Origin of the sequence: Ciceribacter ferrooxidans (assembly GCF_004137355.1) — a bacterium.
In the GTDB taxonomy this organism is placed as follows: Bacteria; Pseudomonadota; Alphaproteobacteria; order Rhizobiales; family Rhizobiaceae; genus Allorhizobium; species Allorhizobium ferrooxidans.
This window is the reverse complement of sequence record NZ_SDVB01000238.1, coordinates 757,327-781,537: the sequence shown is the minus strand read 5'-3', so window position 1 is coordinate 781,537 and position 24,211 is coordinate 757,327. Positions and strand designations below refer to the sequence as shown.

The following is a 24,211-nucleotide window of genomic DNA, read 5'->3' as shown; positions in this document are numbered from 1 at the left end:
TCAGCCCACCGCTCGTAGTTCGGCCTCGATCTCGGAAAGGATCTTCCGGCCTTCACCGCCCTGGATGCGGGCGATGTCGTCCTGATATTTCAAGAGCGTGCCCAACGTGTCGGAAATGGTCTCCGGGTCCAGCGCCACGCGGTCGAGCTCGGTCAGCGCCGTCGCCCAGTCGATCGTCTCGGCGACCCCGGGATTCTTGAAGAGATCGACGGTCCGGAGCTTTTGCACATAGGCGACGACCTGCCGCGACAGGGCTTCGTTACAGCCAGGCACCTTGCGACGAATGATCTCCAGCTCCTGCCGGGCATCGGGATAATCGACCCAGTGATAGAGGCAGCGACGCTTCAGCGCATCGTGGACTTCGCGCGTCCGGTTGCTGGTGACGATCACGATCGGCGGGTGCGCTGCCTTGACCGTGCCGAATTCCGGGATCGTCACCTGGAAGTCGGAAAGCACTTCGAGCAGGAAGGCTTCGAAAGCCTCGTCGGTGCGGTCGAGTTCATCGATCAGAAAGACCGGCGCGCGACCGCCTTCACTGGTCAGCGCCTGCAGCACCGGCCGGCGGATAAGATAGCGTTCCGAAAAGATGTCGTGCTCCAGCCGGTCACGATCAGATATCCCCGCCGCCTCGGAGAGCCGGATTTCCAGCATCTGGGCCGGATAGTTCCACTCGTAGACGGCCGAGGCGACGTCCAGCCCCTCGTAGCACTGGAGCCGGATCAGCGGCCTGTCGAGCGCCGCGGACAGCACCTTGGCGATCTCGGTCTTGCCGACGCCAGCCTCGCCTTCGAGAAAGAGCGGACGTTCCATCTTCAGCGCGAGGAAGAGAACGGTGGCGAGGGATCGGCTTGCGAGATAGTCGTGCGACGACAAGAGGGCGAGCATCTCGTCGATCGTCGTCGGGATGCCCTCTACCGGTAAGTTGGCCATTGTTCCTCCCTTTTCAGGAGGAGATTACAAGCTGTGGTAGCCGCGGTCCAGATAGATGAGCGCCGGCTCGCGCGGCCCAAAGTGGACCGCCGCGACCTCGCCGAAGAGCACCGTGTGGGTCGCCGTCACCTTGCGGTCGGTCACCCTGCAGTCGAAGGCCGCCACTGCATCGGCCAGCACCGGCGCACCGGTCGAGAGCACCTGCCACTTCGCGAGCGCAAAGCGGGCGTCGGCCTCCTTCACGCCGAAGCCGGCGAAGGCGTTGGCGAGCGCCTCATGCTGCGCGCCGAGCGTATTGAGCGCGAAATAGCCGGCCTCGAAGAACACCGCGTTGTTCGGATTGTTGTTGTTGAGGCAGACGAGGAGCATCGGCGGACGATCCGATACCGAACAGGCGGCCGTGATCGTGACACCGCGGCGCACGCCCTCATATTCCGTCGTGACGATCTGGACGTGGCCCGCGTACCGGCTCATCGCCTCCCGATAAAGGACGGGATCCATCTGCTGCGTGTTCAACAATCGCTTGTCTCCGGGGCGAGAGCGCTCGCCGCACATTGGTTTGCCCACAATATGGCTTGCAAGGTTTACATTTTCCACAACGGTGACGATTTTTCGAAAACCGCCGTCCGCCGGCCAATTTGCGGTTTGTGCGGCCGGACGTCTCGGTTAAGCTGCGCCGGTTTCGCAAGGGAGAACAAGAATTTGAAGCCCCGCCTTCGCATGCTGTCGATGCTGCTTGCCGCAACCTGCCTTGCGGCAACGAATGCGGCAGCGGCAAGCATCGGCGTGGTCGCGCCGCAGTCGGGCCCCTTCGCGCTTCTCGGCAAACAGATGCAGGACGGCGCCGAAGCGGCGGCGGAGAGGCTCGGGATAGAGGTGCATCTCGTCGCCGAGACCTGCGAAGCCGGCAGCGGAGAGGCGATCGGTGAACAGCTCAGGGACGCGAAGGTCACGGCAGCGATCGGTTTTCTCTGCAGTGAGTCGCTTGACGGGGCGCCGCCGCTCCTCAAGGAGGCCGGCATTCCCGCGATCACCCTTTCGGTCCGCTGGAAGGTGCTGATGGAGGATGCCCTGAAGAACGAATGGCCGTTCTTCCGGATGGCACCGACAGCGGACGACGAGGCGGAAAAGGTGATCGAGGTGATCCTGCGGGACTGGTCCGGAGATGCCGTCGCGCTGATCGAGGACGGTACGATCCACGGTCGGGAGCTCGTGGAGGCGGTCCGAGCGGGGATGGAGGAGCGAGGCATGAAGCCGGTCTTCACCGATACCTACCGCCCCGGTCAGGAACAGCAGGTGGCGCTGGTGCGGCGTCTCAAGAAGGCCGGAGCCACCCGCGTCTTCGTCGGCGGCGACCGCAACGACGTGGCGATCATCGCCCGCGACGCGGCGACCGAGAAGGCGACGCTGACGCTGATGGGCGGCGACGCCATGCGGGCGGCGGACCAGCCGGTCGCGCTCGCCGCCGGAACCCTGGCCGTCGCCCTTCCGGAATACGACACCTTCCCCTCGGCGCAGGAAGCCGTCGCTCTCCTGCGCGGCAAGGGCATCGTCCCGGAAGGCTACGTGCTGCCGGCCTTTGCGAGCGTCGAGCTGGTCGCCGATGCCGCAGGCCTCTCCTCGGCGATGGGCATGCCCGTTGCCGAGGCGCTGGTTGGAACCGGTTTTGAGACCGCAATCGGCAATGTCACCTTCGATGCCGGCCACGAACTGGTCGACAATCCCTACGTGCTGATGGAGTGGCGGGACGGACGCTTCGTACCCGTCGGCGCCGTCGGACAGTAGCGCCGCGCCGGCGCGGTTCAATACGGCCATTGCGGCTGCGAAAACACGCCGCCGTCGACCCAGATCGTCTGACCGGTGACGAACCCCGCCGCCTCGCTTGCGAGAAACAGCACCGGACCGGCAATGTCCCGAGGCGTGCCGACGCGGCGCAGCGGCGTCACCGCACCCCACGTCTCGGCATAGTCCGGCGCTTCCATCTTCGTCCGCTCGGTCTCGATTGCGCCCGGTGCGACGCAGTTGACGCGGATGCCGCTCGGGCCGAGCTCGACCGCCGCGACCTTGGTAAACTGTTCGACGCCGCCCTTCGACGCCGTGTAGTCAACGAGCCGTGGAAAGGCGTACTTGTTGCAGCCAGAGCCGATATTGATGATCGACCCGCCCTTGCCGGCGCTGATCATGTGCCGGGCGACGATCTGCGTGTTCAGGAACGTACCCTTGAGATTAGTGCGGATGACCGCGTCCCAGCGTTCCTCGGACAATTCGAGCAGCGGCGACCAGGTCTGGATACCGGCATTGTTGACCAGCACGTCAGGCGCCTGCCCCGCCCACGCCTCGGCTTCGGTGACGAAACGCTCCACGGCCGCGGCATCGCCGACATCGCAGGCCACCGCCATGACCCGCCCGCCACCGGAGGCGCTGGCAACCGTTGTCTCCGCATCCTCGACAGCTCCGACGTAGCTGAAGGCAACGTCATAGCCCTCCTCGGTGAAGGCCGACACCAAGTGTCGACCGATCCCCGAACTTCCTCCGGTGATGATTGCAAACCGCTTCATGCCCCGCCTCCAAAAACCACCCGCAGGGATGGCCCGGCGAGGAGGCTACGTCAAGTAGCTCACCATGCACGCCCTTCGTACGGTTGCCGCGCCGGGCCCGCAATGTTAAGGCCACGCCAAAGTCACCGCCGACAAGGAAAGAGCCATGACCCGCCCGCTGCTGATCGCCCCTTCGATCCTCGCCTCCAATTTCGCGAAGCTCGGCCAGGAAGTCGCCGACGTCGTGGAAGCGGGTGCAGACTGGATCCACCTCGACGTGATGGACGGCCACTTTGTGCCGAACATCACCTTCGGCCCGGCGGTGGTCAAGGCACTCCGTCCCTACACGAAGGCCGTCTTCGACTGCCACCTGATGATCGCGCCCGCCGACCCCTATCTCGAAGCCTTTGCCGAGGCCGGCTGCGACTATATCACCGTTCATGCCGAAGCCGGCCCGCACCTTCACCGCTCCCTGCAGACCATTCGGGCGCTCGGCAAGAAAGCCGGCGTCTCGCTCAATCCGGCGACCCCGGTCTCGGTTCTCGAACATGTGCTCGAAGACATTGACCTGCTCCTGATCATGAGCGTCAATCCGGGCTTCGGCGGGCAGAAATTCATCCCGGCCATGGTCGAAAAGATCGCCCAGGCAAACCACATGATCGGCGATCGCCCGATCATGCTGCAGGTGGACGGCGGGATCACCGCGACCACCGCCCCGCTCGTCACCTCGGCGGGCGCCAACGTGCTGGTCGCGGGCTCGGCGATCTACAAGGGCGAAGGCGTTGACGACTACCGCAAAACGGTCGACAGTCTGAGAAAGGCTGCCGAAGAGGGACGTCGTTGAGGGGATTGCGGGGATCGCTTGCAGGACTGACGGCCGGTCTCGCGCTCGCCGCGACGCCGGCCCTCGCCGGTGACATCGCCGGCTTCCGGTCGATCGGTTTTTCCGGCGACGGCAAGATCTACGCCTTCGAGGAATACGGCGTCCAGGACGGCTCCGGCTTTCCCTATTCGAACATCTACTTTCTCGACACGGTGAAGGACGCCTACCTTCCCGGAACGCCGATCCGCGTGCGGATCGACGACGAGCAGGCCGGCCTCGGGGCCGCCCGTGCCGAAGCGGCGCAGAAGGCGTCCCCGCTCATCGAAAGCAATGGTCTTGCCGATGAACCTGGGCAGGTCGTCACCCTAAACCCGATGACGGAAGTCGACTCCGACGCGCACCGGCTTCGGTATCTGCCCTTCCCCGGCGATCCGCCCTTCGGCAAGCCCCATACGCTGGCGCTGGAGGAATATGCGCTTCCCCCACCGCCGGCCTGCAAGGACATCGTCGATGAGGTCAAGGGCTTCCGGCTGCGGCTCACGGAGCGCGACGGCGCCGCCTCCGACGACCTGGTCCATGAGGACGACCGCCTGCCCGCAAGCCGCAATTGCGCGACCGGCTATCGTCTCGCTGGCGTCGTGACCCATACGCCATCGGGAACACCTCCGGTCCACATGGCCCTCGTCCTCGTGCTGAGCTTCGGCTTCGAGGGGCGCGACGGACGGTGGATCGCCGTGCCGGTACATCCCTGACATGCTCCAGGCCTCCCGCCCCTCGCCGCTCAACCTGCGTGCCCGTCTTGCGGCGAGTGTCCCGTCGCTCGGCCTCTGGCTTCTCGGCGCGCCGGTCTGGGGCGCGGTCATGGCGCTTTCCTGCCTGCTCGCGATGTGGATGCTGCACTGGACACCCTACGCACACCGCGACCAGTTGCTCCTGCTCTTTTTGGGCGGCGGCATGCTCGGATGGCTGACCGCCGTGCCCGTCACCCGCTTCTTCAGCCTCGAGCGCCCCATCGAGACGCGCTTTGCCGCCGGCTTCCTCTTTCTTTCCGTCGGTACGGTCGCCTTCACAGCCTTCCTCTTCGCCATGCAGTACCGCTCCTTCTATGCGCAGTGGCATGCGCCTTTCGGCACGTGGATCTGGGCGTTCCAGTTCGTCTTCACCTCCGCATCGGCGGTCTTCCAGTTCTCAGTCCTGGGTCTGCGGCTCTTCCTGCCGTTCGGACTCGTCTTCCTCCTCGCGGCAAGCCTGCTGCTGGCACGCCGCAACCGTTGAGATTGCCGGCGGTCTTTGCTAAAGCGACGCCATCCCGCAGCTTTCCAGGAAAGATAGGCCTATGATCCCCCGCTATTCCCGGCCCGAAATGGTCGCCGTCTGGTCGCCCGAAACCAAGTTCCGCATCTGGTTCGAGATCGAGGCCCACGCTTGCGACGCGCTCGCCGAGATCGGCGTGATCCCGAAGGAAGCGGCAAAGACCATCTGGGAGAAGGGTGGCGCGGCGGAGTTCGACGTCGCACGGATCGACGAGATCGAAGCCGTCACCAAGCATGACGTCATCGCCTTCCTCACCCATCTTGCCGAATTCGTCGGCCCCGACAGCCGCTTCGTCCACCAGGGCATGACCTCGTCGGACGTGCTCGACACGACCTTCAACATCCAGCTCGTGCGCGCCGCCGACATCCTGCTTGCCGACATGGACCGCGTGCTCGCGGCGCTGAAGACCCGCGCCTTCGAACACAAGGATACGATCCGCATCGGCCGCAGCCACGGCATTCATGCCGAGCCGACGACGATGGGCCTGACCTTCGCCCGCTTCTATGCCGAGATGAGCCGCAACCGTGCGCGCCTCGAAGCCGCGCGCGCCGAAATAGCGACGGGCGCCATCTCCGGCGCCGTCGGCACCTTCGCCAACATCGATCCGCGCGTCGAGGAACATGTCTGCGAAAAGCTCGGCCTGAAGCCGGAACCGATCTCGACGCAGGTGATCCCGCGCGACCGGCACGCGATGTTCTTCGCCACCCTCGGCGTCATCGCCTCCTCGATCGAGAACGTCGCGATCGAAATCCGCCACATGCAGCGCACGGAAGTGCTGGAGGCGGAAGAATTCTTCTCCCCCGGCCAGAAGGGCTCGTCGGCCATGCCGCACAAGCGCAATCCGGTCCTGACGGAAAACCTCACCGGTCTCGCCCGCCTCGTGCGCATGTCTGTCGTGCCGGCGATGGAAAACGTAGCGCTCTGGCATGAGCGCGACATCAGCCATTCGAGCGTCGAGCGCGGCATCGGTCCCGACACGACGATCACGCTCGATTTCGCCCTCAACCGGCTTGCCGGCGTCGTCGAAAAGCTCGTCGTCTATCCGGAGAACATGCTGAAGAACCTCAACAAGTTCCGCGGACTGGTTCATTCGCAGCGCGTGCTGCTGGCACTGACGCAGGCAGGCGTCTCGCGCGAGGACGCCTATCGCCTCGTCCAGCGCAACGCCATGAAGGTCTGGGAACAGGGCAAGGACTTCCTCGAAGAACTGCTCGCCGACGAAGACGTGCGCAAGGCGCTCTCCGAAGAGCAGATCCGCGAAAAGTTCGACCTCGGCTATCACACCAAGAACGTCGATACGATCTTCAAGCGCGTTTTCGGCTGAGCCGTCGTCCGCTCAGCGAGGCGCCGCCCGTTCGAGCGGCGGCGCCTCGTCCGTCTCGCCTCTTCCTGCCTCCGGACCGTCGTCCTGGGCCGAAAGGGCGGTCTCCCGCGCGTGTCGGTCGCGTTTGGCCGCTTCACCGAGAAGCGCATTGAGACGCTTCAATTCCTCCTCGTCGAGATTCTCGATACCGATGAACCGGTTCTCCGCCTTGCTGGTAAGGATCAGTTCGTCGAGCTTGGTCTGGATCGCGCGGGTGTCGCGCGACTGCGCGTTCTGCAGCACGAAGACCATCAGGAAGGTGATGATGGTCGTGCCGGTGTTGACCACCAGTTGCCAGGTTTCGCTGAAGCCGAACACGGGGCCGGTCAGTCCCCAGGCCACAATCGATGCAAGCGCGAGAGCGAAGACGGCAGGACGCCCGGTCCATTCCGAAACCGCAGTCGCAAACCGCGCGAAGATACTGATTTTTTCTGCCATTTGTGCTCCGCCGAAGAAAAGTCGCTGGTAAACGCACAAAATGCCTCGACGTTCCGGCGTGAGCGAACACGCTCCACATTGACTTGCGTCAAGACCGACCGCAGAACATTCGTGCATACGGAAATGGCAATACGTCCGCCAAATGGCGCCCGTCCAACGGAGAACGATCGAATGCCGCAGCCCAGGTCAGCCGCAGGTCGCTTCGTCGGCTTGTCCGCGCCGGCGCTTGCCATTGCCTACGTCGTCCTGACAGCCGGCCCGGTCCTGCTCGCATCGTTCAACGGGGGGCCGCAGGGAGCGACGGTGTTTCCGCTGCTTGCGCGCACTGCAGGCGTAGCAGCACTTGCCATGTTCCTGATGCAGTTCGTGACATCGGGCCGCTTCGAAACCATCTCCGGCCGGATCGGCCTCGATCGGACCATGGGCTTTCACCGGCTCGCCGCCGTCGGCGCTCTCGGAATGCTGGGTCTCCATATCGTTTTCTTCCTCGTTCGAGCCGGCGAGAGCGGTGTCGCGGCAATGACGCGAAGGTTGCTGGGATATCTACTGCGTGCCGACCTCTTCACTGGTGTGATCGCGACGCTGCTTGCGGTTCTCCTCATCCTCACCGGCAAATATCTGCGCGGAAGACTGTTGCCCTACCAGGGATGGCGGCTCGGTCACGGCGCGATGGCGGTGGCCCTCGTGTTGCTCGGGCTCCACCACGCGTTCACGAACGCACGCTTCATGGCCGACCCGCTGGGCGCATCCGCATTGCTCGTCATCGCCCTCGTTGCGCTGGCGTCGCTTCTCGTCGTCTATGTCCTCAGGCCCGTCCATGCCTTCCGCAGCGGGTTCACGGTCGCCTCGGCGCGCGCGCTCAGCCCCTCGATCGCCGAGCTCGTGCTGACGACGAATACGCCCGAACGCTTTTCGTTCGCCGCCGGCCAGTTCGCCTGGCTGACGATCGGCCGCCGCCACACCGTCACCGACAATCCCTTCTCGATCGCCTCCGCTCCCTCTGATCTGCCGCAATTGCGCTTCCTGATCCGCAACGCCGGGGACATGAGCGGCAGCGCAAGCAACATCGCTCCCGGCACGCGGGTGGGCGTCGACGGGCCGCACGGAAGCTTTACGCTGCGTGAGGCCGGCGACGGCCCGGTCCTCCTCCTCGCCGGCGGCATCGGCATAGCGCCGGTGCTGAGCCTTGTTCGCACGCTCGCAGCGACAGGTGATCCGCGGCCGGTTCGGCTGATCGCCGGCGCCCGCTCGGCCGCCGACCACGTGGTCCGGACGGAAATCGAGGACCTGATGGCAGGACATGATTTCAGGGCGATTTTCCTGACCGACATGGACGACGAGGCGGGCTGTGAAAAAGGAACCTGCGATGCCGGTCACCTCGCTCGAATTGTCGACGGCCTTGACCCCGCTGCAGTCACCGCCTTCATCTGTGGTCCGCCCGCCATGATGGAGACTGCCGTCGGCTTGCTCGTGGAGGCTGGTGTCCCGCCTGGCCGGATCGTCATGGAACGCTTCGACTTCGACGCCGGCGACGATGCGGTTTGCCGGATGGTCAGGCGTCGCTTCATCTCGGTAATGGCATTGGTCTACGGTGCGACCTTCGCCGTGGCTCTGACGGCGGCCCTCTGACGTTAGCTCGGCAGAAGAGGCCATTTTCTGCCTGCGGCCGCCGCGCTCGTCTTGACGCGGCGCCTTCGCGAACGCAGATAAGCGGCATGAAAGCGTCCGACGTCGATATCCTCATTATTCCCGGTTACACCAATTCCGGGCCCGATCACTGGCAGAGCCGCTGGCAGGCGAAGCTCTCGACGGCCCGCCGTGTGGAGCAGGCGGAATGGTCAAAGCCCGTCAAGGAGGATTGGGTCGACCGGGTGGTTGAGGAGGTGAATGCCTCGACGCGACCCGTGGTACTCGTCGCGCATTCACTGGGTGTGGCGACCGCCATCCACGCAGTGCCCCGCTTCACCGGAAGAATTGCAGGCGCCTTCTTTGTCGCGCCGCCGGACGTCGCGAATCCGCAGATCAGGCCGAAACACCTGATGACCTTCGGACCTTACCCACGCGATCCCCTGCCGTTTCCGTCAATCACCGTGGCAAGCCGGAATGATCCCTTCGGCGCGTTCGAGCAGACCGAGGATATCGCGAACGCCTGGGGCTCGCTGCTTCTTGATGCCGGAGAGTGCGGGCACATCAACGCCGAGTCCGGCCACGGCCCATGGCCGGAAGGCACGATGGTCTTCGCGCAGTTTCTGGCCAGGCTTTGACGAGGGACGGCGTCCCGGTACGGAACAAGCCGACATATATCGGCTTAATTCGATCTTAATCCGGCGCTACTAGCGTTTCGACCGAAATGTCCATGTAAACGCGAGCGCTGGAATTGCCACAGGCCGAAGGTAGCTGCCGAAAGAACGACGAGTGGCGCCTGGAAAAGGGGGCTGACCTGCTTGGCGCCGTTCCGTCACCGGCACTTGTCATCGATGTCAGAACCGCGGTGAAGGCGGCGAATGCGGCCGCGCATGCGCTGTTGAAAGGCGCCGATCGCCTCTGCGACCTCTTCACCCCGGCTTGCCGGGCGCAGTTCGCCTCTGCCCTCCTCTCTGCATCCGCAGGCGGCGGCGCACAGCACGGCCTCGAACTCGGCATCGACGACGGCAAAGCCTGGCTCATCGGGTCGGTTGCACCATGCCCGCAGGAGAGTGACCTCTTTGTCGTCACCCTTGCGGACATCAGCTCCCTGAAGAACCGGCTGGCGGCTTGCGAGGCGTCGGAGGACCGCTGGCACAGCGCGCTCGTGGGCTCTTCCTCTGGAGTGTGGGAATACCGCGCCGACCTCGACCAATGGTACTGCTCGGACATCTGGCGGCAGATGCGCGGCATCGGCCCAGACGAACCCATTCCGTCCGAGACGGATGCCTGGCTCCAGCGCATTCATCCTGAGGACCGCGAAAGGGTCGCCCATTGTGTCGAACGGCAGACTGCCGGTGACCCCGACTTTATGACCTTCGACTACCGCGAAAGGCACACGGACGGCCACTATCTGTGGATCGAATGCCGAGGCTCCTGTGTCGAGCGCGACGCCGACGGTCGTCCCCTGCGAATCATCGGAACCGATACCGACATCACGACGCGCAAGCAGACCGAGGAGCGGCTCACCCACCTCTCGCGGCGGCTCAAGGTCGCCCTCGACGTTTCCCGCGTGGGCGTGTTCGAGGCCGATTTCGATCTCGGAACCTCGGACTGGGACGACGGGATGTTCGCCCTCTACGGCATCGACAGGAAAGAGGAAGTCAAGATCGGCGGGCTCTGGGAGAGCATGCTGCATCCGGACGATCGCGAGCACGTGTTCGGCGAAGTCGACCGCCACGTCGCCAACCTGCTGCCGTTCTCGGATGAGTATCGTGTGATCCTCCGGGATGGTTCGACGCACTACATTCGCTCGCGCACCCTGCCCTTCATCGATTCAGACGGTCATCGAAAGATGATCGGCGCCAACTGGGACGTCACCGGTGACGTTCTCCTGCACAGGGAACTCGAAAGGGCGAAAACACTCGCCGAAGCGCGCAACGCGGAGCTCGAAGCGGCCAAGGCGCGCATCGAGCATATCGCCCTTCACGACTATCTGACCGACCTTCCGAACCGCCGTTACCTCGACCAGATGCTGGACCAGATCGTCGCCGACTGCGACAAGCGCGGCAAGGGGCTCGCGGCCCTGCACATAGACCTCGACAGGTTCAAGCAGGTGAACGACACGCTCGGCCACAATGCCGGCGACCAGCTGCTGCGCCACGCCGCACGCGTATTGCGCGACGCCATGCGCGATGATGGTGATTTCGTTGCCCGTATCGGCGGTGACGAATTCGTCTTCCTGGTTGCCTATGACGGCGACGAGAACGTCCTCGCAGTCATGGCTGAGCGGTTGATCGCGGAATTGCGGCGGCCGATCGTCTTCGAGGGGCACGAATGCCGCGCAGGAGCGAGCATCGGGATCGCACTCGAGCGCGGCGGCAGCATCGACGCACGTCAGCTGCTGCTCAACGCGGATATCGCCCTCTATCATGCCAAGAATGCCGGGCGTAACCGCTACGAATTCTTCTGCCGCGACCGTCGCCACCAGATGGTGACGGCGCATCGCCTCGCCGACGATCTGCTGCGCGCGCTTGAAAACGACGAATTCGTCCCGCACTACCAGTTCCAGTTCTGCGCCCGCAGCCTCGACGTGGTCGGAGCCGAGGCTCTCGCCCGCTGGAGACATCCCGAGCGCGGCCTGCTGGCGCCGGCCGAATTCCTCGCGGTTGCCGAAGAGATCGGCGTCGTCGCGCAGATCGACGGGCTACTGCTGCAAAAGGCCGTCGCGGATGCCGCACGCTGGCGAGCCGAAGGACTTCGCGTTCCCAAGGTGTCGGTCAACGTCTCGACCCGTCGCCTCCACGATCCGCATCTCACTCAAAAGCTCGCCGCCCTCTCCTTCGAGCCCGGCACCATCTCGTTCGAACTTCTGGAATCGATCTTCCTCGACGAATCCGACGAACAGGCACGCGCCAATCTCGCCCACATCCGCAAGCTCGGAATCGGCATCGAGATCGACGATTTCGGCACCGGCCACGCATCGATCGTGAGCCTTCTGCGCATCGGCCCGGACTCCCTGAAGATCGATCGCGAGCTCGTGCGCGGCGTGGCTCGATCGCCCGAGCAGCGCCGTCTGGTCGGCTCGATCATCGATATAGGGCGTTCACTGAACGTGAAGATCGTCGCGGAAGGGGTGGAAACACGGGAGCAGGTCCGCGTGCTCGCCAAACTCGGTTGCGACGTGCTGCAGGGCTACGGCCTGGCAAAACCGATGGCGATGGAAGACACGTTCGCCTTCCTGCGCGCACAGGGCTGGCGCGCGCTGTGAGGCGGCGCGGTCGCAAGGACCGCGCCCGCGGGGAGTATTATTCGCTCTGGATCTGATCGACGGCCTGCGCGAGGAAGTCGCTCATCTTGACGCGCAGCTCCTCCTCGTCGACCGAAACGCCGGCGGCGGCGAGATCGTCGCGAACCTTGCGGAAAACGTCTTCATGGCCCGCTTCCTCGAAGTCCGAGGCGACCACTTCCTTGGCATAGGCCTCCGGATCTCTGCCCATCAGCGCGGCCGCCCAGAAACCGAGCAGCTTGTTGCGCCGCGCTTCGGCCCGGAACTTCAGTTCCTGATCATGCGCGAACTTGTTTTCAAATGCCTTTTCGCGATCGCTCATGCCGCTCATCTGCGTCTCCCAAAAACTAGCGCCATCAAAGGGTTTCTGCCCCCCATTAATCAAAACCCCCGTCAAAGTCCAATGCGAAGTTAGGCGGACACAGGGCCGTCCGTCCGGGATCTGAGGATTTGATCGAAACGGACAACACCCGCATTGTGAAAACCGTTGTTTTCCGCTATGGGACCGCAGCATATCGATCCACGCGTCCGCGATGTGACGCCAACAGCAGAGACAACCAGCCATGAACCGTCGCCGCCGTGTTTACGAGGGCAAGGCCAAGATCCTATATGAAGGACCTGAGCCGGGCACGCTGATTCAACACTTCAAGGACGACGCCACCGCCTTCAACAAGAAGAAGCACGACGTCATCGACGGCAAGGGGGTGCTCAACAACCGCATCTCCGAATACGTCTTCACGCATCTGAACAAGATCGGCATTCCGACCCATTTCATCCGCCGGATCAACATGCGCGAGCAGTTGATAAAGGAAGTGGAAATGATTCCGCTCCAGATCGTCGTGCGCAACGTCGCCGCCGGCTCGCTCGCCCGCCGCCTCGGCATCGAGGAAGGCGTGGTTTTGCCGCGCTCGATCATCGAATTCTACTATAAGTCCGATGCGCTCGACGACCCCATGGTCTCGGAGGAGCACATCACCGCCTTCGGCTGGGCCAATCCCGCCGAACTCGACGACATCATGGCGCTCGCCATCCGCGTCAACGACTTCCTGAGCGGCCTTTTCCTCGGCGTCGGGATTCAGCTGATCGACTTCAAGATCGAATGCGGCCGCCTTTACGAGGGCGACATGATGCGCATCATTCTGGCCGACGAGATCTCCCCCGATTCGTGCCGCCTTTGGGATATCGAAACCAAGGAAAAGATGGACAAGGACCGGTTCCGTCAGGATCTCGGCGGGTTGCTCGAAGCCTATCAGGAAGTCGCCCGCCGCCTCGGCATCATCAATTTGAATGAACCGCTGCGCGGCACCGGGCCGGTTCTGGTCAAGTAAGGACAGGAGAAGCCTCTAGTGATCAAGGCACGCGTGACCGTAACTCTGAAGAACGGCGTTCTGGACCCGCAGGGCAAGGCGATCGAAGGCGCCCTCTCTGCGCTCGGTTTCGAAGGCGTCGACCATGTCCGCCAAGGCAAGGTCTTCGATCTCGAACTCGAAGGCGCCGACAAGGCCAAGGCGGAAGCCGACCTCAAGGCCATGTGCGAGAAACTCCTCGCAAACACGGTCATCGAGAACTATACTATCTCCATCGCCTGAGGGTTGAAGGAGCCGGCCGTGGCCGAGGTGACCAGCGAACTGATGTTTGAGTTGCTGAAGAAGCTCAATCAGCGATTTGACAAGGTCGACATTGCCATCGGAGAGTTGCGCGCGGACAATCAGACATTGAGATCCCAACTGCACGTGTTGCAGGGCGACATCAATAATCTGCGAGTGACAATCGGCCACGTCGAAAACCGCCTCGACCGCATCGAAAACCGTCTGGAGCTGCGTGAGCTTCAGGAAGCCCAAGCAAGGTTCGAACATCAGCCATGAAATCAGCCGTCCTCCAACTTCCCGGCCTCAACCGCGACCGCGACATGATCGCGGCGCTCACCAAGATTTCCGGCAAGGCCCCGCTCACCGTCTGGCAGACCGAGACGGAGATTCCGGAAAGCGTCGACCTGATCGTCATTCCGGGCGGTTTCTCCTATGGCGACTATCTGCGCTGCGGCGCGATCGCCGCTCGGATGCCGGTGATGCAAGCGGTCAAGGCGGCGGCAGAACGCGGGACCAAGGTGCTCGGTGTCTGCAACGGCTTCCAGATTCTCGTCGAGGCGGGCATGCTGCCGGGCGCGCTCATGCGCAACGCTTCGCTGAAATTTGTCTGCAAGGAAATCAAGCTTGAGGTCGTCAACGCCGAGACGGATTTCACCCGCGCCTATTCGAAGGGCCAGATTCTCCGTTGCCCCGTCGCCCACCACGACGGCAACTATTTCGCCGATGACAAGACGCTGAAGCGCCTTGAGGACAACGGCCAGGTCGTTTTCCGTTACGCCGAGGGCACCAACCCGAACGGCTCGATTCACGACATCGCCGGCGTGATCAACGCCCGGGGCAATGTCCTTGGCATGATGCCGCATCCGGAAAACCTGATCGAGGCTGCTCACGGCGGCAGCGACGGCCGCGGCCTCTTCGCCTCGGCTCTCGACGTCATCGCAGCCTGACACCGCCTGTCGACGATCATCCGCGCCACGAACCCGGAACCCCGCTCATGCGTCCTGCCCTCGCCGTGCTCAGCCTTTCCGGCGCACTCGCGCTGACCGCCTGCCAATCGGACACGCCGAGGCCGACGCGCGGCCATTCCGCGCTCGACATCATGGAGAGGGTCGCGGTCGGCGCCAACACCTGCTGGATCAAATCGGGCGACGGCGACTTCAAGGGCTACGCCATGGCGCCCGAGCTCGATTCCTATTCCGGCCGGCCGCGAATTCTGCTGGTTCGCAAGAACAGCGGCGACATCCGTCCGCTCCTTGTCGTGCAGGCGGAAGGAAACCCGGCACGTCTCGATGCGTTCGGCCCGATGATGGATCAGCCGGTCCGCGCACGCATCGTGCGCGACGTGAACCGGTGGTCCAAGGGCGACAAGAACTGCTGATCCCGCCTCCACGGCGTAATTGAAACACGTGTGCCTGTGGAAAAGCAGGCTTCAGCCGGCAAGCGCAGAAGCATCACCGCGAGTATACGCTTTTCCTGTTGCACTAATAAACGCCGTCAGCCTATCCTCCGCGCAACCTTCCCGAGCTTCGCTTCGGAGGTGACCTGCAGGAGGAGCCTCGATCAATGGGTACTGCCACTGCTGCCAAGATTCGGCGCCTCGGAACGGCGGTGGTCATGCTTTCACTTGCCTGGTCGGGGTCAGCGGCTGCGCAAGACCACCTGTTCGACGAGGTGCGTCTTGGCGGCTTGATGGCCGCCGACAAGACGGACACCAACGACGAGAAGGGCGGCTTCGTCGAGGCCATGGTCTTCTTCGATCCGTGGGGACACAACGAGTCCGATGGCCTTCAGAAACTCATCCGGCCACGCGTCCACGCAGGCGCCGCCATCAGCTCCGCCGGCGAAGCGAGCCAGCTGTTCGCCGGCTTCAGCTGGACCGTCGATCTCGGCGACGGGTTTTTCCTCGAGGGCGGCGCCGGCGGCACCCTGCACAACGGCGACCTCAGGAACGACGGAACGGACGGCCCCAAGCTCGGCTGCGCGCTTCTGTTTCACGAATATGCCGCAGCCGGCATCAGCCTCGACGCCCATTGGCGGGTCGTTGCCCAGCTGGAGCACTCCTCGCACGCCAACCTCTGCGGCGACACCAACAACGGGCTCACCCGCGGCGGCGTCCTGATCGGCTACAAGTTCTAGGACCGATCAAGGACAGGCCGCCGCCCGTCGGCAATTCACTTTGGAGACACCGTCCTGTCGATCGCGAGAAACAGCGAGCGGCGGACTTCGACATCGGCCTGACGCTGCGTCAGCCCGATGTCGCGCAACTGGTCGGCTGTCAGTCCGGCAAGATCGATCCGGGTTCTGCGGACACGCCTGCGCCGGGCCACCGCGTTCGCGAGAGCCCTGACTGCCGCCATCACGCGATGCCGCAGCGGCGCAGCGTCGTCCGGCTCTCTTCTGTCCCGGCATACCGTTTCTATTGTCATTGTCATCTCCGAAGAGGCTTGATCAAGATGGGGTACAATTTGTATGGATTGACAGTCAAATGATGACAATCTAGAAAAATGTCACCATGACAAATTGGCTTCCAGACCTCGCCTCGACCGAAGGCCCCCTCTATGTTCGCATCGCCGACGCGACCGAGCGTGACATCAAGCTCGGTCGCCTCTCAGACGGCGCGAAGCTGCCGCCGCAGCGGGATATCGCCTACGACATGGGCGTCACGATCGGGACGATCTCCAGGGCCTACAACCTGTTGCGCGAGCGCGGCCTCGTGTCCGGTGAAGTCGGACGGGGCACCTACGTGCTCGCGGCACAGCGGGAAGCGCCCGCGCCGGCCGGAGATCCGGTCGTTGCCCGGTTCGGCGGGACGAGACCGTTGACGGCCCCCGCCGGAAAACTGCGCTTCGACACCACGGCCGCCGTCGACGTCGGACAGGCGGCTTTTGTCGCGCAGCTGATGCAGGATATCGCCCGCGACTATCCGGGCGAGCTTGCGAGCTACACCCGGACGCTCGCCCCGCACTGGCTGGAGGCGGGTCGCCGGTGGCTGGCCAGCGGCGACTGGGCACCCGACGCAGAGACAATCACGCCGCATCTCGGTGTTCATGCCGCCGTCGTCGCCATCATCGCGGCGGTGACCAACCCCGGCGACCGTTTGCTCTGCGAACATCTGACCTATTCGCAGGTGGCGCGCAGCGCGACCCTGATCGGCCGCCAGGTCTGCCTGGTCGATTCCGACCGGGACGGAATCCTGCCCGAGGACTTCGAAAGGGTCTGCGCACGCGAGCACCCGAAGCTCGCCTTCATCATCAGCTCGGGACAGAATCCGACCCTGAGCGCCCTGCCCGAGGAGCGGCGGCGGCAGATCGCCGATATCGCGCGCAAGTACAACGTCTTCCTGATCGAGGACTACATCTATGGCGCGCTGGTGCGGGACCGCATTCCGTTGCTTGCGGAAATTGCACCCGACCGAACCTTTCTCGTCGGAGGCCTGTCGAAAGCGGTCGCCGCCGGTGTTCGCGGCGCATGGGTCGCGGCCCCCGATCATTTTTCGCAGCGCCTGCGCGTCACCCAGAAGATGACATCCGGCGGAATGCCCTTCATCCTCGCCGAGCTCAGCGCACAGCTCGTGCTTTCGGGCGCGGCCGACGAGATCCGCGCGCGCGTCGTGGAGGAGATCGGCATCCGCGAGCGGCACGTGCGCGATATCTTTGCCGGCCACGTGTTCCGCTCTCACCCGTGCGTTCCGTTCTTCTGGCTGCAATTGCCGGAGCCTTGGCTTTCAGGGACTTTCAAGCAGGCGGCGCTCAACGAGGGCGTCCTGATCGACGACGAGGACGAGTTCAAGGCCGGCCGCTCCTCCCGCGTCTATCACCACGTGCGCGTGGGCTTCAGCGAAGGCCGCGAGCGGGAAGCCGTGCTCGCCGGTCTCCATACCCTCCGGCGGTTGCTGGACGGAGGCCCGGCCGCGTACGAAACCGATTCCTGAATCTCCTCCGGATCAGGTTGAAAACGGGCAATTTCCCTATCGCGGTTTGGCCGCGCATGGGCTATAGGCAGTCCAAAGCCGCCGTCCCAACGATCCAGAGAAGATCATGACCATTCCGAACGCCATTCCGATCACGCCTGAACTCGTCGCCGCCCACGGTCTCAAGCCCGAGGAATACGACCGGATTCTGGAGCTGATCGGTCGCGAGCCGACGTTCACCGAGCTCGGCATCTTCTCCGCCATGTGGAACGAGCACTGCTCCTACAAGTCCTCGAAGAAGTGGCTGAAGACCCTGCCGACCAAGGGGCCGCGCGTGCTGCAGGGCCCCGGTGAGAACGCCGGCGTCGTCGATATCGACGATGGCGATTGCGTCGTCTTCAAGATGGAAAGCCACAACCACCCCTCGTTCATCGAGCCCTACCAGGGCGCTGCGACCGGCGTCGGCGGCATCCTGCGCGACGTCTTCACCATGGGCGCCCGCCCGGTCGCCGCGATGAACGCGCTTCGCTTCGGTGCGCCGGATCATCCGAAGACCCGCCATCTCGTCGCCGGCGTTGTCGCCGGCGTCGGTGGATACGGCAATTCCTTCGGCGTGCCGACGGTCGGTGGCGAGGTCGAGTTCGACGCCCGCTACAACGGCAACATTCTCGTCAATGCGTTTGCCGCAGGACTTGCGAAGTCGAACGCCATCTTCCTCTCGCAGGCCAAGGGCGTCGGCCTTCCGGTCGTCTACCTCGGCGCCAAGACCGGCCGCGACGGCGTCGGCGGCGCGACCATGGCGTCCGCCGAATTCGATGAATCGATCGAGGAAAAGCGTCCGACCGTCCAGGTCGGCGACCCCTTCACCGAAAAGTGCCTGCTCGAGGCCTGCCTCGAACTCATGCAGACCGGCGCGGTCATCGCGATCCAGGACATGGGTGCTGCCGGCCTCACCTGCTCGGCCGTCGAGATGGGCGCCAAGGGCGACCTCGGCATCGAGCTCGATCTCGACAAGGTGCCGGTCCGCGAAGAACGCATGACCGCCTACGAGATGATGCTCTCGGAAAGCCAGGAGCGGATGCTCATGGTCCTGAGCCCGGAAAAGGAACAACAGGCCGAGGCGATCTTCCACAAGTGGGGTCTCGACTTCGCGATCGTCGGCAAGACGACCGACGACCTGCGCTTCCGCGTCCTGCACCAGGGCGAGGAAGTGGCGAACCTGCCGATCAAGGAACTCGGCGACGAGGCTCCGGAATACGACCGCCCGTGGGTCGAGCCGAAGGCGCCGGCGCCTCTCGCAGAAAACGACATCCCGCAGGCGGACATCGCCGATGCCCTCCTGAAGCTCGTCGGCTCGCCGAACAACTGCTCGCGCCGCTGGGTCTATGAACAGTACGACACGCTGATCCAGGGCAACTCGCTGCAGCTTCCGGGCGGCGACGCCGGCGTCGTCCGCGTCGACACCCACCCGACCAAGGCGCTAGCCTTCTCCTCCGACGTAACGCCGCGTTACGTCGAGGCCGACCCGTTCGAGGGCGGCAAGCAGGCGGTCGCCGAATGCTGGCGCAACATCACCGCGACCGGCGCCCTGCCGCTCGCTGCGACCGACAACCTGAATTTCGGCAATCCCGAGCGCCCGGAGATCATGGGCCAGCTGGTCTTTGCGATCAGAGGCATCGGCGAGGCCTGCAAGGCCCTCGACTTCCCGATCGTCTCGGGCAACGTCTCGCTCTACAACGAGACCAACGGCCAGGCGATCCTGCCGACCCCCACGATCGGCGGCGTCGGCCTGCTCAATGACTGGTCGAAGATGGCCCGCATCCGCTTTGCCGCCCAGGGCGAAGCCATCCTGCTCGCCGGCGCACCTTCCAGCTGGGGCACGCATCTCGGCCAGTCGGTCTACCTGCGCGATATTCACGGCCGCGCCGACGGCCCTGCCCCGCATGTCGACCTCGTCGAAGAGAAGAAGGCGGGCGAATTCGTTCGCGGCCTCATCGAGGACGGGCTCGCGACTGCCGTCCACGACTGCTCGTCCGGCGGCCTTGCTCTCGCGGTCGCCGAAATGGCGATGGCCTCGGGCATCGGCGCCAGCATCAACGCACTCAACGACGCCGATCCGATCCCGGTCTTCTTCGGTGAGGACCAGGGCCGCTACGTCGTGACCGTCAAGGAAGAGAACGTCGATGCGGTGCTCGTCCGCGCCGAAGCGGCCGGCGTTTTCTGCCCGTGGATCGGCCGGACCGGCGGTTCGACCGTCAAGCTGGGACAGGCTCGCCCGGTGGCAATTGAGCAATTGCGCTCGGCCCATGAATCGTGGTTCCCTGACTTCATGAGCGGAGAACTGGCCTGAGGCCGCCCGCAAGGAAGGAGTACCGATCATGGCTATGAAACCCGGCGACATCGAGGATCTCATCAAGGCTGGCATCCCCGGGGCCCGCGTCGTGATCCGTGATCTGGCCGGAGACGGCGATCACTACGCCGCAGAGGTTGTCGCGGAGGCGTTCCGCGGCAAGACGCGCGTGCAGCAGCACCAGATGGTCTATGACGCGCTGAAGGGCAGCATGGGGGGCGTCCTGCATGCGCTCGCCTTGCAGACCTCGGTTCCCGAATAGGCCGGCGGAAAGTCACGACCGTGAAGGGCGTCCTCGGCGAATTCATCGCGGCACTGATCAGGAGCATCGTCTCGGGGCTCACGAGGCGCCGACGGCGCTCTCATGTCGCCCACCGGACGTCCGCCTCGCGGCAGAAGAGCATCACGCGCAGCGCCGGCAAGACGGCGCGCGCGGCTCGCCGGATCAACCGCCGAAGCCGATAGGACACACCCTTCGCCTGTTTCTGGCTTTTTTCAATTGGCGGCTGGAAATCTCGGCTCGCCATGTTATCTAAGCGAAAGACGAAGCAGCGGCACTTGAACCGCATGTGAAAGGATTTTGCCATGAGCGGCATCAACGAACTCATCGACAACGAAGTGAAGAGCAACGACGTGGTTCTCTTCATGAAGGGCACTCCGCAGTTCCCGCAGTGCGGCTTCTCCGGTCAGGTGGTGCAGATCCTCGATTACGTCGGGGTCGACTACAAGGGCATCAACGTGCTCGCCGATGACGAGATCCGCCAGGGCATCAAGGACTATTCGAACTGGCCGACGATTCCGCAGCTCTACATCAAGGGCGAATTCGTCGGTGGCTGCGACATCGTCCGCGAAATGTTCCAGTCGGGCGAACTGCAGAAGCATCTCGCCGAACAGGGCATCAGCGCCCGCGGCGCCGCCTGATATCCCGATCCGCGGCATACGCCGCGGACATCCATGACGCGTTCAACTTGCCAAGGCGCCGCCTCCCACGGCGCCTTCTCGCTGTTTTTCAGGAATGGATTCGATGAACAAACCACTGGAATCGCGTCCTTCCCTGCTCAAGGGCATGGGACGGCCGGAATTCATCGCGCTGATGGCGTTCCTGATGGCGCTGAATGCGCTGGCGATCGACATCATGCTGCCGGGGCTCCAACAGATCGGCAGCGCACTCGACGTCACCAACGAGAACCACCGCCAGTACGTGGTCTCGGCCTACCTGATCGGCTTCGGCATCGCGCAGCTCTTCTACGGCCCGGTCGCCGACCGCTTCGGCCGCCGCAAGCCGATGCTGTTCGGCCTCGGCGTCTACGTTCTCTCCTCCCTCGCCGTCACGCTGGTGCCGAGCTTCGGCGCGCTGCTCGTGCTCCGCTTTATCCAGGGTCTCGGCTCGGCCGCCATGCGTGTCATCACCATCTCCGTCGTTCGCGATGTCTACGGCGGCCGTCAGATGGCGGAAGTCATGTCGCTGATCATGATGGTCTTCATGGTGATTCCGGTCGTCGCTCCCGGCACCGGTCAGGTCATCATGCTGCTCGGCCACTGGCACCTGATCTTCGTCTTCATGGCGGCGGTGGCAACGCTCGTCGGCTGCTGGATGTATGTCCGCTTGCCGGAAACGCTGTCACCGGCGGACGTTCGGCCGTTCACCGCGCGGTCGATCCTCGAAGGTTTCCGTATCGTGCTCACCGACCGGGTGGCACTCTGCTACACGCTGGCGAGCACGTTCATCTTCGGCGCGCTGTTCGGCTTCATCAATTCGGCCCAGCAGATCTATGTCGGCATCTATCAACTCGGCACATGGTTCCCGGTCGCCTTCGCCGGCGTCGCGACCTTCATGGCGCTGTCGTCCTTCGTGAATTCGCGCCTCGTCGGACGCTTCGGCATGCGACGGCTCTCGCATGCCTCGCTGGTCGGCTTCATCTCCATCACGTTCGTATGGTTGCTGGTGCAGGTCCTCGGGCCACAGCCGATGCCCTTCCCCCTGTTCTTCGTGCTCTTCGCGCTGGCAATGTTCCAGTTCGGCTGGATCGGCTCGAACTTCAACTCGCTCGCCATGGAGCCGCTCGGCCATGTCGCCGGAACGGCATCTTCGGTGCTCGGCTTCATGGGCACGGTCGGCGGCTCGCTGATCGGGGCCGCAATCGGCCAGGCATATGACGGAACGGCGCTGCCGATGGTGGCCGGCTATTTCATCGTCTCGGTGATCGGCCTGGTTTTCGTGCTGATCGCCGAGAAGGGACAGTTGTTCCGGCCGCAGAACGCCCCGCGCTGACAAGAAAAAGCCCGGTCTGACCGGGTTTTTTTGTCTCAGATGGTGAAGACCTTCGCCATGAGCTCCCGCCAGCTCTCCTCGTCATTGGCAATCAGCAAGCCGCCAGCCGTATGGTGCGGAAGGTAGGGCGATCCGTCGAAGCGGGCCGCGTAAGCGCCCGCCTCCTGTGCGATCAGCGTGCCGGCGAGATGGTCCCAGGGCATCAGCTTGTTGTACATGGCGAAATCCATGTGCCCCTGGGCGAGCAGGCGGTATTCGTGCGCCGCGCAGCGATAGCTGGTGAAGAGACGCACCTCGGCGAGATTGACCAGCAGCTTGCGACGCTTCTCGATCTCGAAGAAGCCCGTATTGGCGATCCCGATCATCTGCGACAGCGGCTGCGAGGGCCGCATGGCCATCCGCTCCTGCGAGCCATCGGTGCGGCAGAGCCAGGCGCCTGATCCTTTTTCCGCGATCGCCCAGTCGTTGCCGATCGGGTCGTAGATGATGCCGGCAACGGTCTCGCCTTCGGAGACGACGCTCATCATCACGCCGAACAGCGGCAGGCCTGCGGCGAAGTTGAAGGTGCCGTCGATCGGGTCGACGACGACGGCGAGATCGGCATCTCCGATCTTCCCGAGAAGGGCCGGATCGGCGGCAACCGACTCCTCGCCGACGAAGAGCGCATCCGGCAGCAGTTCCGCCACCCGGTCGCGGATCATCCGCTCGGCCGCCTCGTCGGCCTCGGTGACGAGATCGATCGCCTCTGTCTTCATCCGGATGTCGCCGTCCCCGAGATTGCGAAAGCGGGGCAGGATCTCGGCATACGCCGCCTCCTGAAGCACGTTGGCGAGCGCAGCGATGTCGAGATCGACCATGGTCATTCGTCCTTTGTCGGCGAGAGGGAGGAGAAGTCGAAGAGCTTCGGATCGAGCAGATGCGACGGGTCGACATGGGCGAGCGCCCGCAACATGGCGTCCTTGCGCCCGGGCATCTTCGCTTCGATACCGGCCAGCATTTCCTTCATCGCATTGCGCTGCAACCCGTCCTGGGAGCCGCAGAGATCGCAGGGGATGATCGGAAACTGCATGGCGGCGGCGAACCGCGCGAGATCTTCCTCCGCGGCATAGGCGAGCGGCCTGAGCACCATCAGGTCGCCTTCGTCGTTCAGCAGCTTCGCCGGCATGGCCGAGAGCCGGCCACCGTGGAAGAAGTTCATGAAGAAGGTCTCGAGGATGTCCTCGCGGTGATGTCCGAGCACCAGCGCCTCGCAGCCCTCTTCGCGGGCGATCCGGTAGAGATTGCCGCGCCTGAGCCGCGAGCAGAGCGAACAGTAGGTGGCGCCTTGCGGCACCTTCTCCGTCACCACCGAATAGGTGTCGCGGTATTCGATCCGGTGCGGAACGCCGATCGACTTCAGATAGTCGGGCAGCACGTGCTTGGGAAAGTTCGGTTGCCCCTGATCGAGATTGCAGGCGACGAGATCGACCGGCAGCAGGCCCCGCCATTTGAGATCGAGAAGCAGCGCCAGCAGCCCATAGCTGTCCTTGCCGCCGGAAAGGCCGACCAGCCAGCGCTTCTGCCCCTTCAGCATGTCGAAATCTGCGATCGCCTGCCGAATCTGCCGTATCAGCCGCTTGCGCAACTTGTTGAAGCCTACCGAGCGCGGGGCATTGGCAAAGACCGGATGGGCCGAAACCGCGTCCGCGATCTCCCCATCATCGCCGGCATCGGCGTCGAATTGCTCGGCGGACGTCGAAAGTGTCATCGTCTGGCTCCGGGACGGCCGGGATG

The 24,211-nt window shown here is 64.0% G+C and carries 28 protein-coding genes; 19 read left to right on the top strand and 9 right to left on the bottom strand.

All coding sequences use genetic code 11. From position 1 onward, the window contains the following. A complete protein-coding gene (locus EUU22_RS14710; protein WP_129332710.1) occupies window positions 1-930 on the bottom strand; it encodes an AAA family ATPase in 930 nt (309 codons plus the stop codon). A gap of 24 nt (window positions 931-954) precedes the next feature. Further along, complete coding sequence (locus EUU22_RS14705; RefSeq protein WP_129332709.1) at window positions 955-1,449, bottom strand: flavin reductase; 495 nt, start codon at window positions 1,447-1,449, stop codon at window positions 955-957. Window positions 1,450-1,650: 201 nt separating this feature from the next. On the opposite strand from EUU22_RS14705, the gene EUU22_RS14700 reads away from it, so the two are divergent. Further along, entirely contained in the window at window positions 1,651-2,715 is a 1,065-nt protein-coding gene (locus tag EUU22_RS14700) for a branched-chain amino acid ABC transporter substrate-binding protein (RefSeq protein WP_129332861.1), read from the top strand. Between the two features lie 17 nt (window positions 2,716-2,732). On the opposite strand, the gene EUU22_RS14695 is transcribed toward EUU22_RS14700, so the two are convergent. Further along, window positions 2,733-3,488, bottom strand: a complete 756-nt coding sequence (locus EUU22_RS14695) for an SDR family NAD(P)-dependent oxidoreductase (RefSeq protein ID WP_129332708.1) — start codon at window positions 3,486-3,488, stop codon at window positions 2,733-2,735. A 145-nt stretch (window positions 3,489-3,633) separates the two neighbouring features. On the opposite strand from EUU22_RS14695, the gene rpe reads away from it, so the two are divergent. The 4 genes from rpe to purB all read left to right on the top strand — a co-directional run bounded on the left by rpe (window position 3,634) and on the right by purB (window position 6,928). Continuing rightward, a complete protein-coding gene (gene rpe / locus EUU22_RS14690; protein WP_129332707.1) occupies window positions 3,634-4,311 on the top strand; it encodes a ribulose-phosphate 3-epimerase in 678 nt (225 codons plus the stop codon). Continuing rightward, complete coding sequence (locus EUU22_RS14685; protein WP_129332706.1) at window positions 4,308-5,042, top strand: DUF2259 domain-containing protein; 735 nt, start codon at window positions 4,308-4,310, stop codon at window positions 5,040-5,042. The genes rpe and EUU22_RS14685 overlap by 4 nt, the downstream gene beginning before the upstream one ends. A 1-nt stretch (window position 5,043) precedes the next feature. Further along, window positions 5,044-5,565 carry a hypothetical protein gene (locus EUU22_RS14680; RefSeq protein WP_129332705.1) on the top strand — a complete coding sequence of 174 codons (522 nt, stop codon included), beginning with the start codon at window positions 5,044-5,046 and terminating at the stop codon, window positions 5,563-5,565. Window positions 5,566-5,626: 61 nt separating this feature from the next. Beyond that, the gene (purB, locus tag EUU22_RS14675) at window positions 5,627-6,928 is read left to right on the top strand and encodes an adenylosuccinate lyase (protein ID WP_129332704.1); all 1,302 of its coding nucleotides are present in this window, start codon (window positions 5,627-5,629) and stop codon (window positions 6,926-6,928) included. Window positions 6,929-6,940: 12 nt separating this feature from the next. Here purB and EUU22_RS14670 read toward each other — a convergent pair whose 3' ends face one another. Then, window positions 6,941-7,405 carry a low affinity iron permease family protein gene (locus tag EUU22_RS14670; RefSeq protein ID WP_129332703.1) on the bottom strand — a complete coding sequence of 155 codons (465 nt, stop codon included), beginning with the start codon at window positions 7,403-7,405 and terminating at the stop codon, window positions 6,941-6,943. A 171-nt stretch (window positions 7,406-7,576) separates the two neighbouring features. Here EUU22_RS14670 and EUU22_RS14665 point away from each other — a divergent pair, with 171 nt between their 5' ends. The 3 genes from EUU22_RS14665 (at window position 7,577) to EUU22_RS14655 (ending at window position 12,299) form a co-directional block, all read left to right on the top strand. Beyond that, window positions 7,577-9,034, top strand: a complete 1,458-nt coding sequence (locus EUU22_RS14665) for a ferredoxin reductase family protein (protein WP_165351173.1) — start codon at window positions 7,577-7,579, stop codon at window positions 9,032-9,034. An 86-nt stretch (window positions 9,035-9,120) separates the two neighbouring features. Then, on the top strand, window positions 9,121-9,669 hold the full coding sequence (locus EUU22_RS14660; RefSeq protein ID WP_129332701.1) for an RBBP9/YdeN family alpha/beta hydrolase: 549 nt from the start codon (window positions 9,121-9,123) through the stop codon (window positions 9,667-9,669). Window positions 9,670-9,782: 113 nt separating this feature from the next. Continuing rightward, a complete protein-coding gene (locus EUU22_RS14655; RefSeq protein WP_245485047.1) occupies window positions 9,783-12,299 on the top strand; it encodes a sensor domain-containing protein in 2,517 nt (838 codons plus the stop codon). A 37-nt stretch (window positions 12,300-12,336) separates the two neighbouring features. On the opposite strand, the gene EUU22_RS14650 is transcribed toward EUU22_RS14655, so the two are convergent. Then, window positions 12,337-12,648, bottom strand: coding sequence for a DUF1476 domain-containing protein (locus tag EUU22_RS14650; RefSeq protein ID WP_129332700.1), 312 nt, complete (start codon window positions 12,646-12,648; stop codon window positions 12,337-12,339). A 232-nt stretch (window positions 12,649-12,880) separates the two neighbouring features. On the opposite strand from EUU22_RS14650, the gene purC reads away from it, so the two are divergent. From purC to EUU22_RS14620, 6 genes are all read left to right on the top strand, one after another. Then, entirely contained in the window at window positions 12,881-13,645 is a 765-nt protein-coding gene (purC, locus tag EUU22_RS14645) for a phosphoribosylaminoimidazolesuccinocarboxamide synthase (RefSeq protein ID WP_112685019.1), read from the top strand. Window positions 13,646-13,663: 18 nt separating this feature from the next. After that, window positions 13,664-13,906 carry a phosphoribosylformylglycinamidine synthase subunit PurS gene (purS, locus tag EUU22_RS14640; RefSeq protein WP_112685021.1) on the top strand — a complete coding sequence of 81 codons (243 nt, stop codon included), beginning with the start codon at window positions 13,664-13,666 and terminating at the stop codon, window positions 13,904-13,906. 18 nt (window positions 13,907-13,924) lie between these two features. After that, entirely contained in the window at window positions 13,925-14,182 is a 258-nt protein-coding gene (locus EUU22_RS14635; protein ID WP_129332699.1) for a hypothetical protein, read from the top strand. Continuing rightward, a complete protein-coding gene (purQ, locus tag EUU22_RS14630) occupies window positions 14,179-14,853 on the top strand; it encodes a phosphoribosylformylglycinamidine synthase subunit PurQ (RefSeq protein WP_129332698.1) in 675 nt (224 codons plus the stop codon). Before EUU22_RS14635 ends, purQ begins: the two co-directional genes overlap by 4 nt. A gap of 47 nt (window positions 14,854-14,900) precedes the next feature. Beyond that, a complete protein-coding gene (locus EUU22_RS14625) occupies window positions 14,901-15,284 on the top strand; it encodes a hypothetical protein (RefSeq protein WP_129332697.1) in 384 nt (127 codons plus the stop codon). Between the two features lie 185 nt (window positions 15,285-15,469). Then, window positions 15,470-16,042 (top strand): acyloxyacyl hydrolase, encoded by a 573-nt coding sequence (locus EUU22_RS14620; protein WP_129332696.1) that lies wholly within the window; start codon window positions 15,470-15,472, stop codon window positions 16,040-16,042. Window positions 16,043-16,077: 35 nt separating this feature from the next. On the opposite strand, the gene EUU22_RS14615 is transcribed toward EUU22_RS14620, so the two are convergent. Then, complete coding sequence (locus EUU22_RS14615; RefSeq protein WP_245485045.1) at window positions 16,078-16,332, bottom strand: YjiS-like domain-containing protein; 255 nt, start codon at window positions 16,330-16,332, stop codon at window positions 16,078-16,080. An 86-nt stretch (window positions 16,333-16,418) separates the two neighbouring features. Between EUU22_RS14615 and EUU22_RS14610 the strand changes: the two genes are divergently transcribed. The 3 genes from EUU22_RS14610 to EUU22_RS14600 all read left to right on the top strand — a co-directional run bounded on the left by EUU22_RS14610 (window position 16,419) and on the right by EUU22_RS14600 (window position 20,428). Beyond that, on the top strand, window positions 16,419-17,837 hold the full coding sequence (locus tag EUU22_RS14610; RefSeq protein WP_129332695.1) for an aminotransferase-like domain-containing protein: 1,419 nt from the start codon (window positions 16,419-16,421) through the stop codon (window positions 17,835-17,837). Between the two features lie 106 nt (window positions 17,838-17,943). Next, the gene (purL, locus tag EUU22_RS14605; protein ID WP_129332694.1) at window positions 17,944-20,166 is read left to right on the top strand and encodes a phosphoribosylformylglycinamidine synthase subunit PurL; all 2,223 of its coding nucleotides are present in this window, start codon (window positions 17,944-17,946) and stop codon (window positions 20,164-20,166) included. Window positions 20,167-20,194: 28 nt separating this feature from the next. Next, on the top strand, window positions 20,195-20,428 hold the full coding sequence (locus EUU22_RS14600; protein ID WP_129332693.1) for a BolA/IbaG family iron-sulfur metabolism protein: 234 nt from the start codon (window positions 20,195-20,197) through the stop codon (window positions 20,426-20,428). A 100-nt stretch (window positions 20,429-20,528) separates the two neighbouring features. On the opposite strand, the gene EUU22_RS14595 is transcribed toward EUU22_RS14600, so the two are convergent. Continuing rightward, the gene (locus EUU22_RS14595) at window positions 20,529-20,762 is read right to left on the bottom strand and encodes a hypothetical protein (protein WP_129332692.1); all 234 of its coding nucleotides are present in this window, start codon (window positions 20,760-20,762) and stop codon (window positions 20,529-20,531) included. Here EUU22_RS14595 and grxD point away from each other — a divergent pair. Both grxD and EUU22_RS14585 read left to right on the top strand, forming a co-directional pair. Beyond that, window positions 20,752-21,087, top strand: a complete 336-nt coding sequence (gene grxD, locus EUU22_RS14590) for a Grx4 family monothiol glutaredoxin (protein ID WP_129332691.1) — start codon at window positions 20,752-20,754, stop codon at window positions 21,085-21,087. The genes EUU22_RS14595 and grxD overlap by 11 nt on opposite strands. 145 nt (window positions 21,088-21,232) lie before the next feature. Next, complete coding sequence (locus EUU22_RS14585) at window positions 21,233-22,438, top strand: multidrug effflux MFS transporter (RefSeq protein WP_129332858.1); 1,206 nt, start codon at window positions 21,233-21,235, stop codon at window positions 22,436-22,438. 35 nt (window positions 22,439-22,473) lie between these two features. Here EUU22_RS14585 and EUU22_RS14580 read toward each other — a convergent pair whose 3' ends face one another. Both EUU22_RS14580 and ttcA read right to left on the bottom strand, forming a co-directional pair. Beyond that, a complete protein-coding gene (locus EUU22_RS14580; RefSeq protein ID WP_129332857.1) occupies window positions 22,474-23,295 on the bottom strand; it encodes an inositol monophosphatase family protein in 822 nt (273 codons plus the stop codon). Between the two features lie 2 nt (window positions 23,296-23,297). Continuing rightward, window positions 23,298-24,185, bottom strand: coding sequence for a tRNA 2-thiocytidine(32) synthetase TtcA (ttcA, locus tag EUU22_RS14575; RefSeq protein ID WP_129332690.1), 888 nt, complete (start codon window positions 24,183-24,185; stop codon window positions 23,298-23,300). Window positions 24,186-24,211 lie beyond the last annotated feature (26 nt).

Excerpts from the sequence above, each read along its gene's own strand:
- EUU22_RS14625 (WP_129332697.1), top strand. The coding sequence starts at position 14,901 with ATGCGTCCTGCCCTCGCCGTGCTCAGCCTTTCCGGCGCACTCGCGCTG.
- purB (WP_129332704.1), top strand. The coding sequence starts at position 5,627 with ATGATCCCCCGCTATTCCCGGCCCGAAATGGTCGCCGTCTGGTCGCCC.
- EUU22_RS14695 (WP_129332708.1), bottom strand. The coding sequence starts at position 3,488 with ATGAAGCGGTTTGCAATCATCACCGGAGGAAGTTCGGGGATCGGTCGA.
- EUU22_RS14600 (WP_129332693.1), top strand. The coding sequence starts at position 20,195 with ATGGCTATGAAACCCGGCGACATCGAGGATCTCATCAAGGCTGGCATC.
- EUU22_RS14700 (WP_129332861.1), top strand. The coding sequence starts at position 1,651 with ATGCTGTCGATGCTGCTTGCCGCAACCTGCCTTGCGGCAACGAATGCG.
- EUU22_RS14585 (WP_129332858.1), top strand. The coding sequence starts at position 21,233 with ATGGGACGGCCGGAATTCATCGCGCTGATGGCGTTCCTGATGGCGCTG.
- EUU22_RS14595 (WP_129332692.1), bottom strand. The coding sequence starts at position 20,762 with ATGCCGCTCATGGCAAAATCCTTTCACATGCGGTTCAAGTGCCGCTGC.
- EUU22_RS14710 (WP_129332710.1), bottom strand. The coding sequence starts at position 930 with ATGGCCAACTTACCGGTAGAGGGCATCCCGACGACGATCGACGAGATG.
- purC (WP_112685019.1), top strand. The coding sequence starts at position 12,881 with ATGAACCGTCGCCGCCGTGTTTACGAGGGCAAGGCCAAGATCCTATAT.
- EUU22_RS14580 (WP_129332857.1), bottom strand. The coding sequence starts at position 23,295 with ATGGTCGATCTCGACATCGCTGCGCTCGCCAACGTGCTTCAGGAGGCG.
- EUU22_RS14615 (WP_245485045.1), bottom strand. The coding sequence starts at position 16,332 with ATGACAATAGAAACGGTATGCCGGGACAGAAGAGAGCCGGACGACGCT.
- EUU22_RS14665 (WP_165351173.1), top strand. The coding sequence starts at position 7,577 with ATGCCGCAGCCCAGGTCAGCCGCAGGTCGCTTCGTCGGCTTGTCCGCG.
- purQ (WP_129332698.1), top strand. The coding sequence starts at position 14,179 with ATGAAATCAGCCGTCCTCCAACTTCCCGGCCTCAACCGCGACCGCGAC.
- EUU22_RS14610 (WP_129332695.1), top strand. The coding sequence starts at position 16,419 with ATGACAAATTGGCTTCCAGACCTCGCCTCGACCGAAGGCCCCCTCTAT.
- purL (WP_129332694.1), top strand. The coding sequence starts at position 17,944 with ATGACCATTCCGAACGCCATTCCGATCACGCCTGAACTCGTCGCCGCC.
- EUU22_RS14620 (WP_129332696.1), top strand. The coding sequence starts at position 15,470 with ATGGGTACTGCCACTGCTGCCAAGATTCGGCGCCTCGGAACGGCGGTG.
- rpe (WP_129332707.1), top strand. The coding sequence starts at position 3,634 with ATGACCCGCCCGCTGCTGATCGCCCCTTCGATCCTCGCCTCCAATTTC.
- grxD (WP_129332691.1), top strand. The coding sequence starts at position 20,752 with ATGAGCGGCATCAACGAACTCATCGACAACGAAGTGAAGAGCAACGAC.
- ttcA (WP_129332690.1), bottom strand. The coding sequence starts at position 24,185 with ATGACACTTTCGACGTCCGCCGAGCAATTCGACGCCGATGCCGGCGAT.
- EUU22_RS14680 (WP_129332705.1), top strand. The coding sequence starts at position 5,044 with ATGCTCCAGGCCTCCCGCCCCTCGCCGCTCAACCTGCGTGCCCGTCTT.
- EUU22_RS14650 (WP_129332700.1), bottom strand. The coding sequence starts at position 12,648 with ATGAGCGGCATGAGCGATCGCGAAAAGGCATTTGAAAACAAGTTCGCG.
- EUU22_RS14660 (WP_129332701.1), top strand. The coding sequence starts at position 9,121 with ATGAAAGCGTCCGACGTCGATATCCTCATTATTCCCGGTTACACCAAT.
- EUU22_RS14670 (WP_129332703.1), bottom strand. The coding sequence starts at position 7,405 with ATGGCAGAAAAAATCAGTATCTTCGCGCGGTTTGCGACTGCGGTTTCG.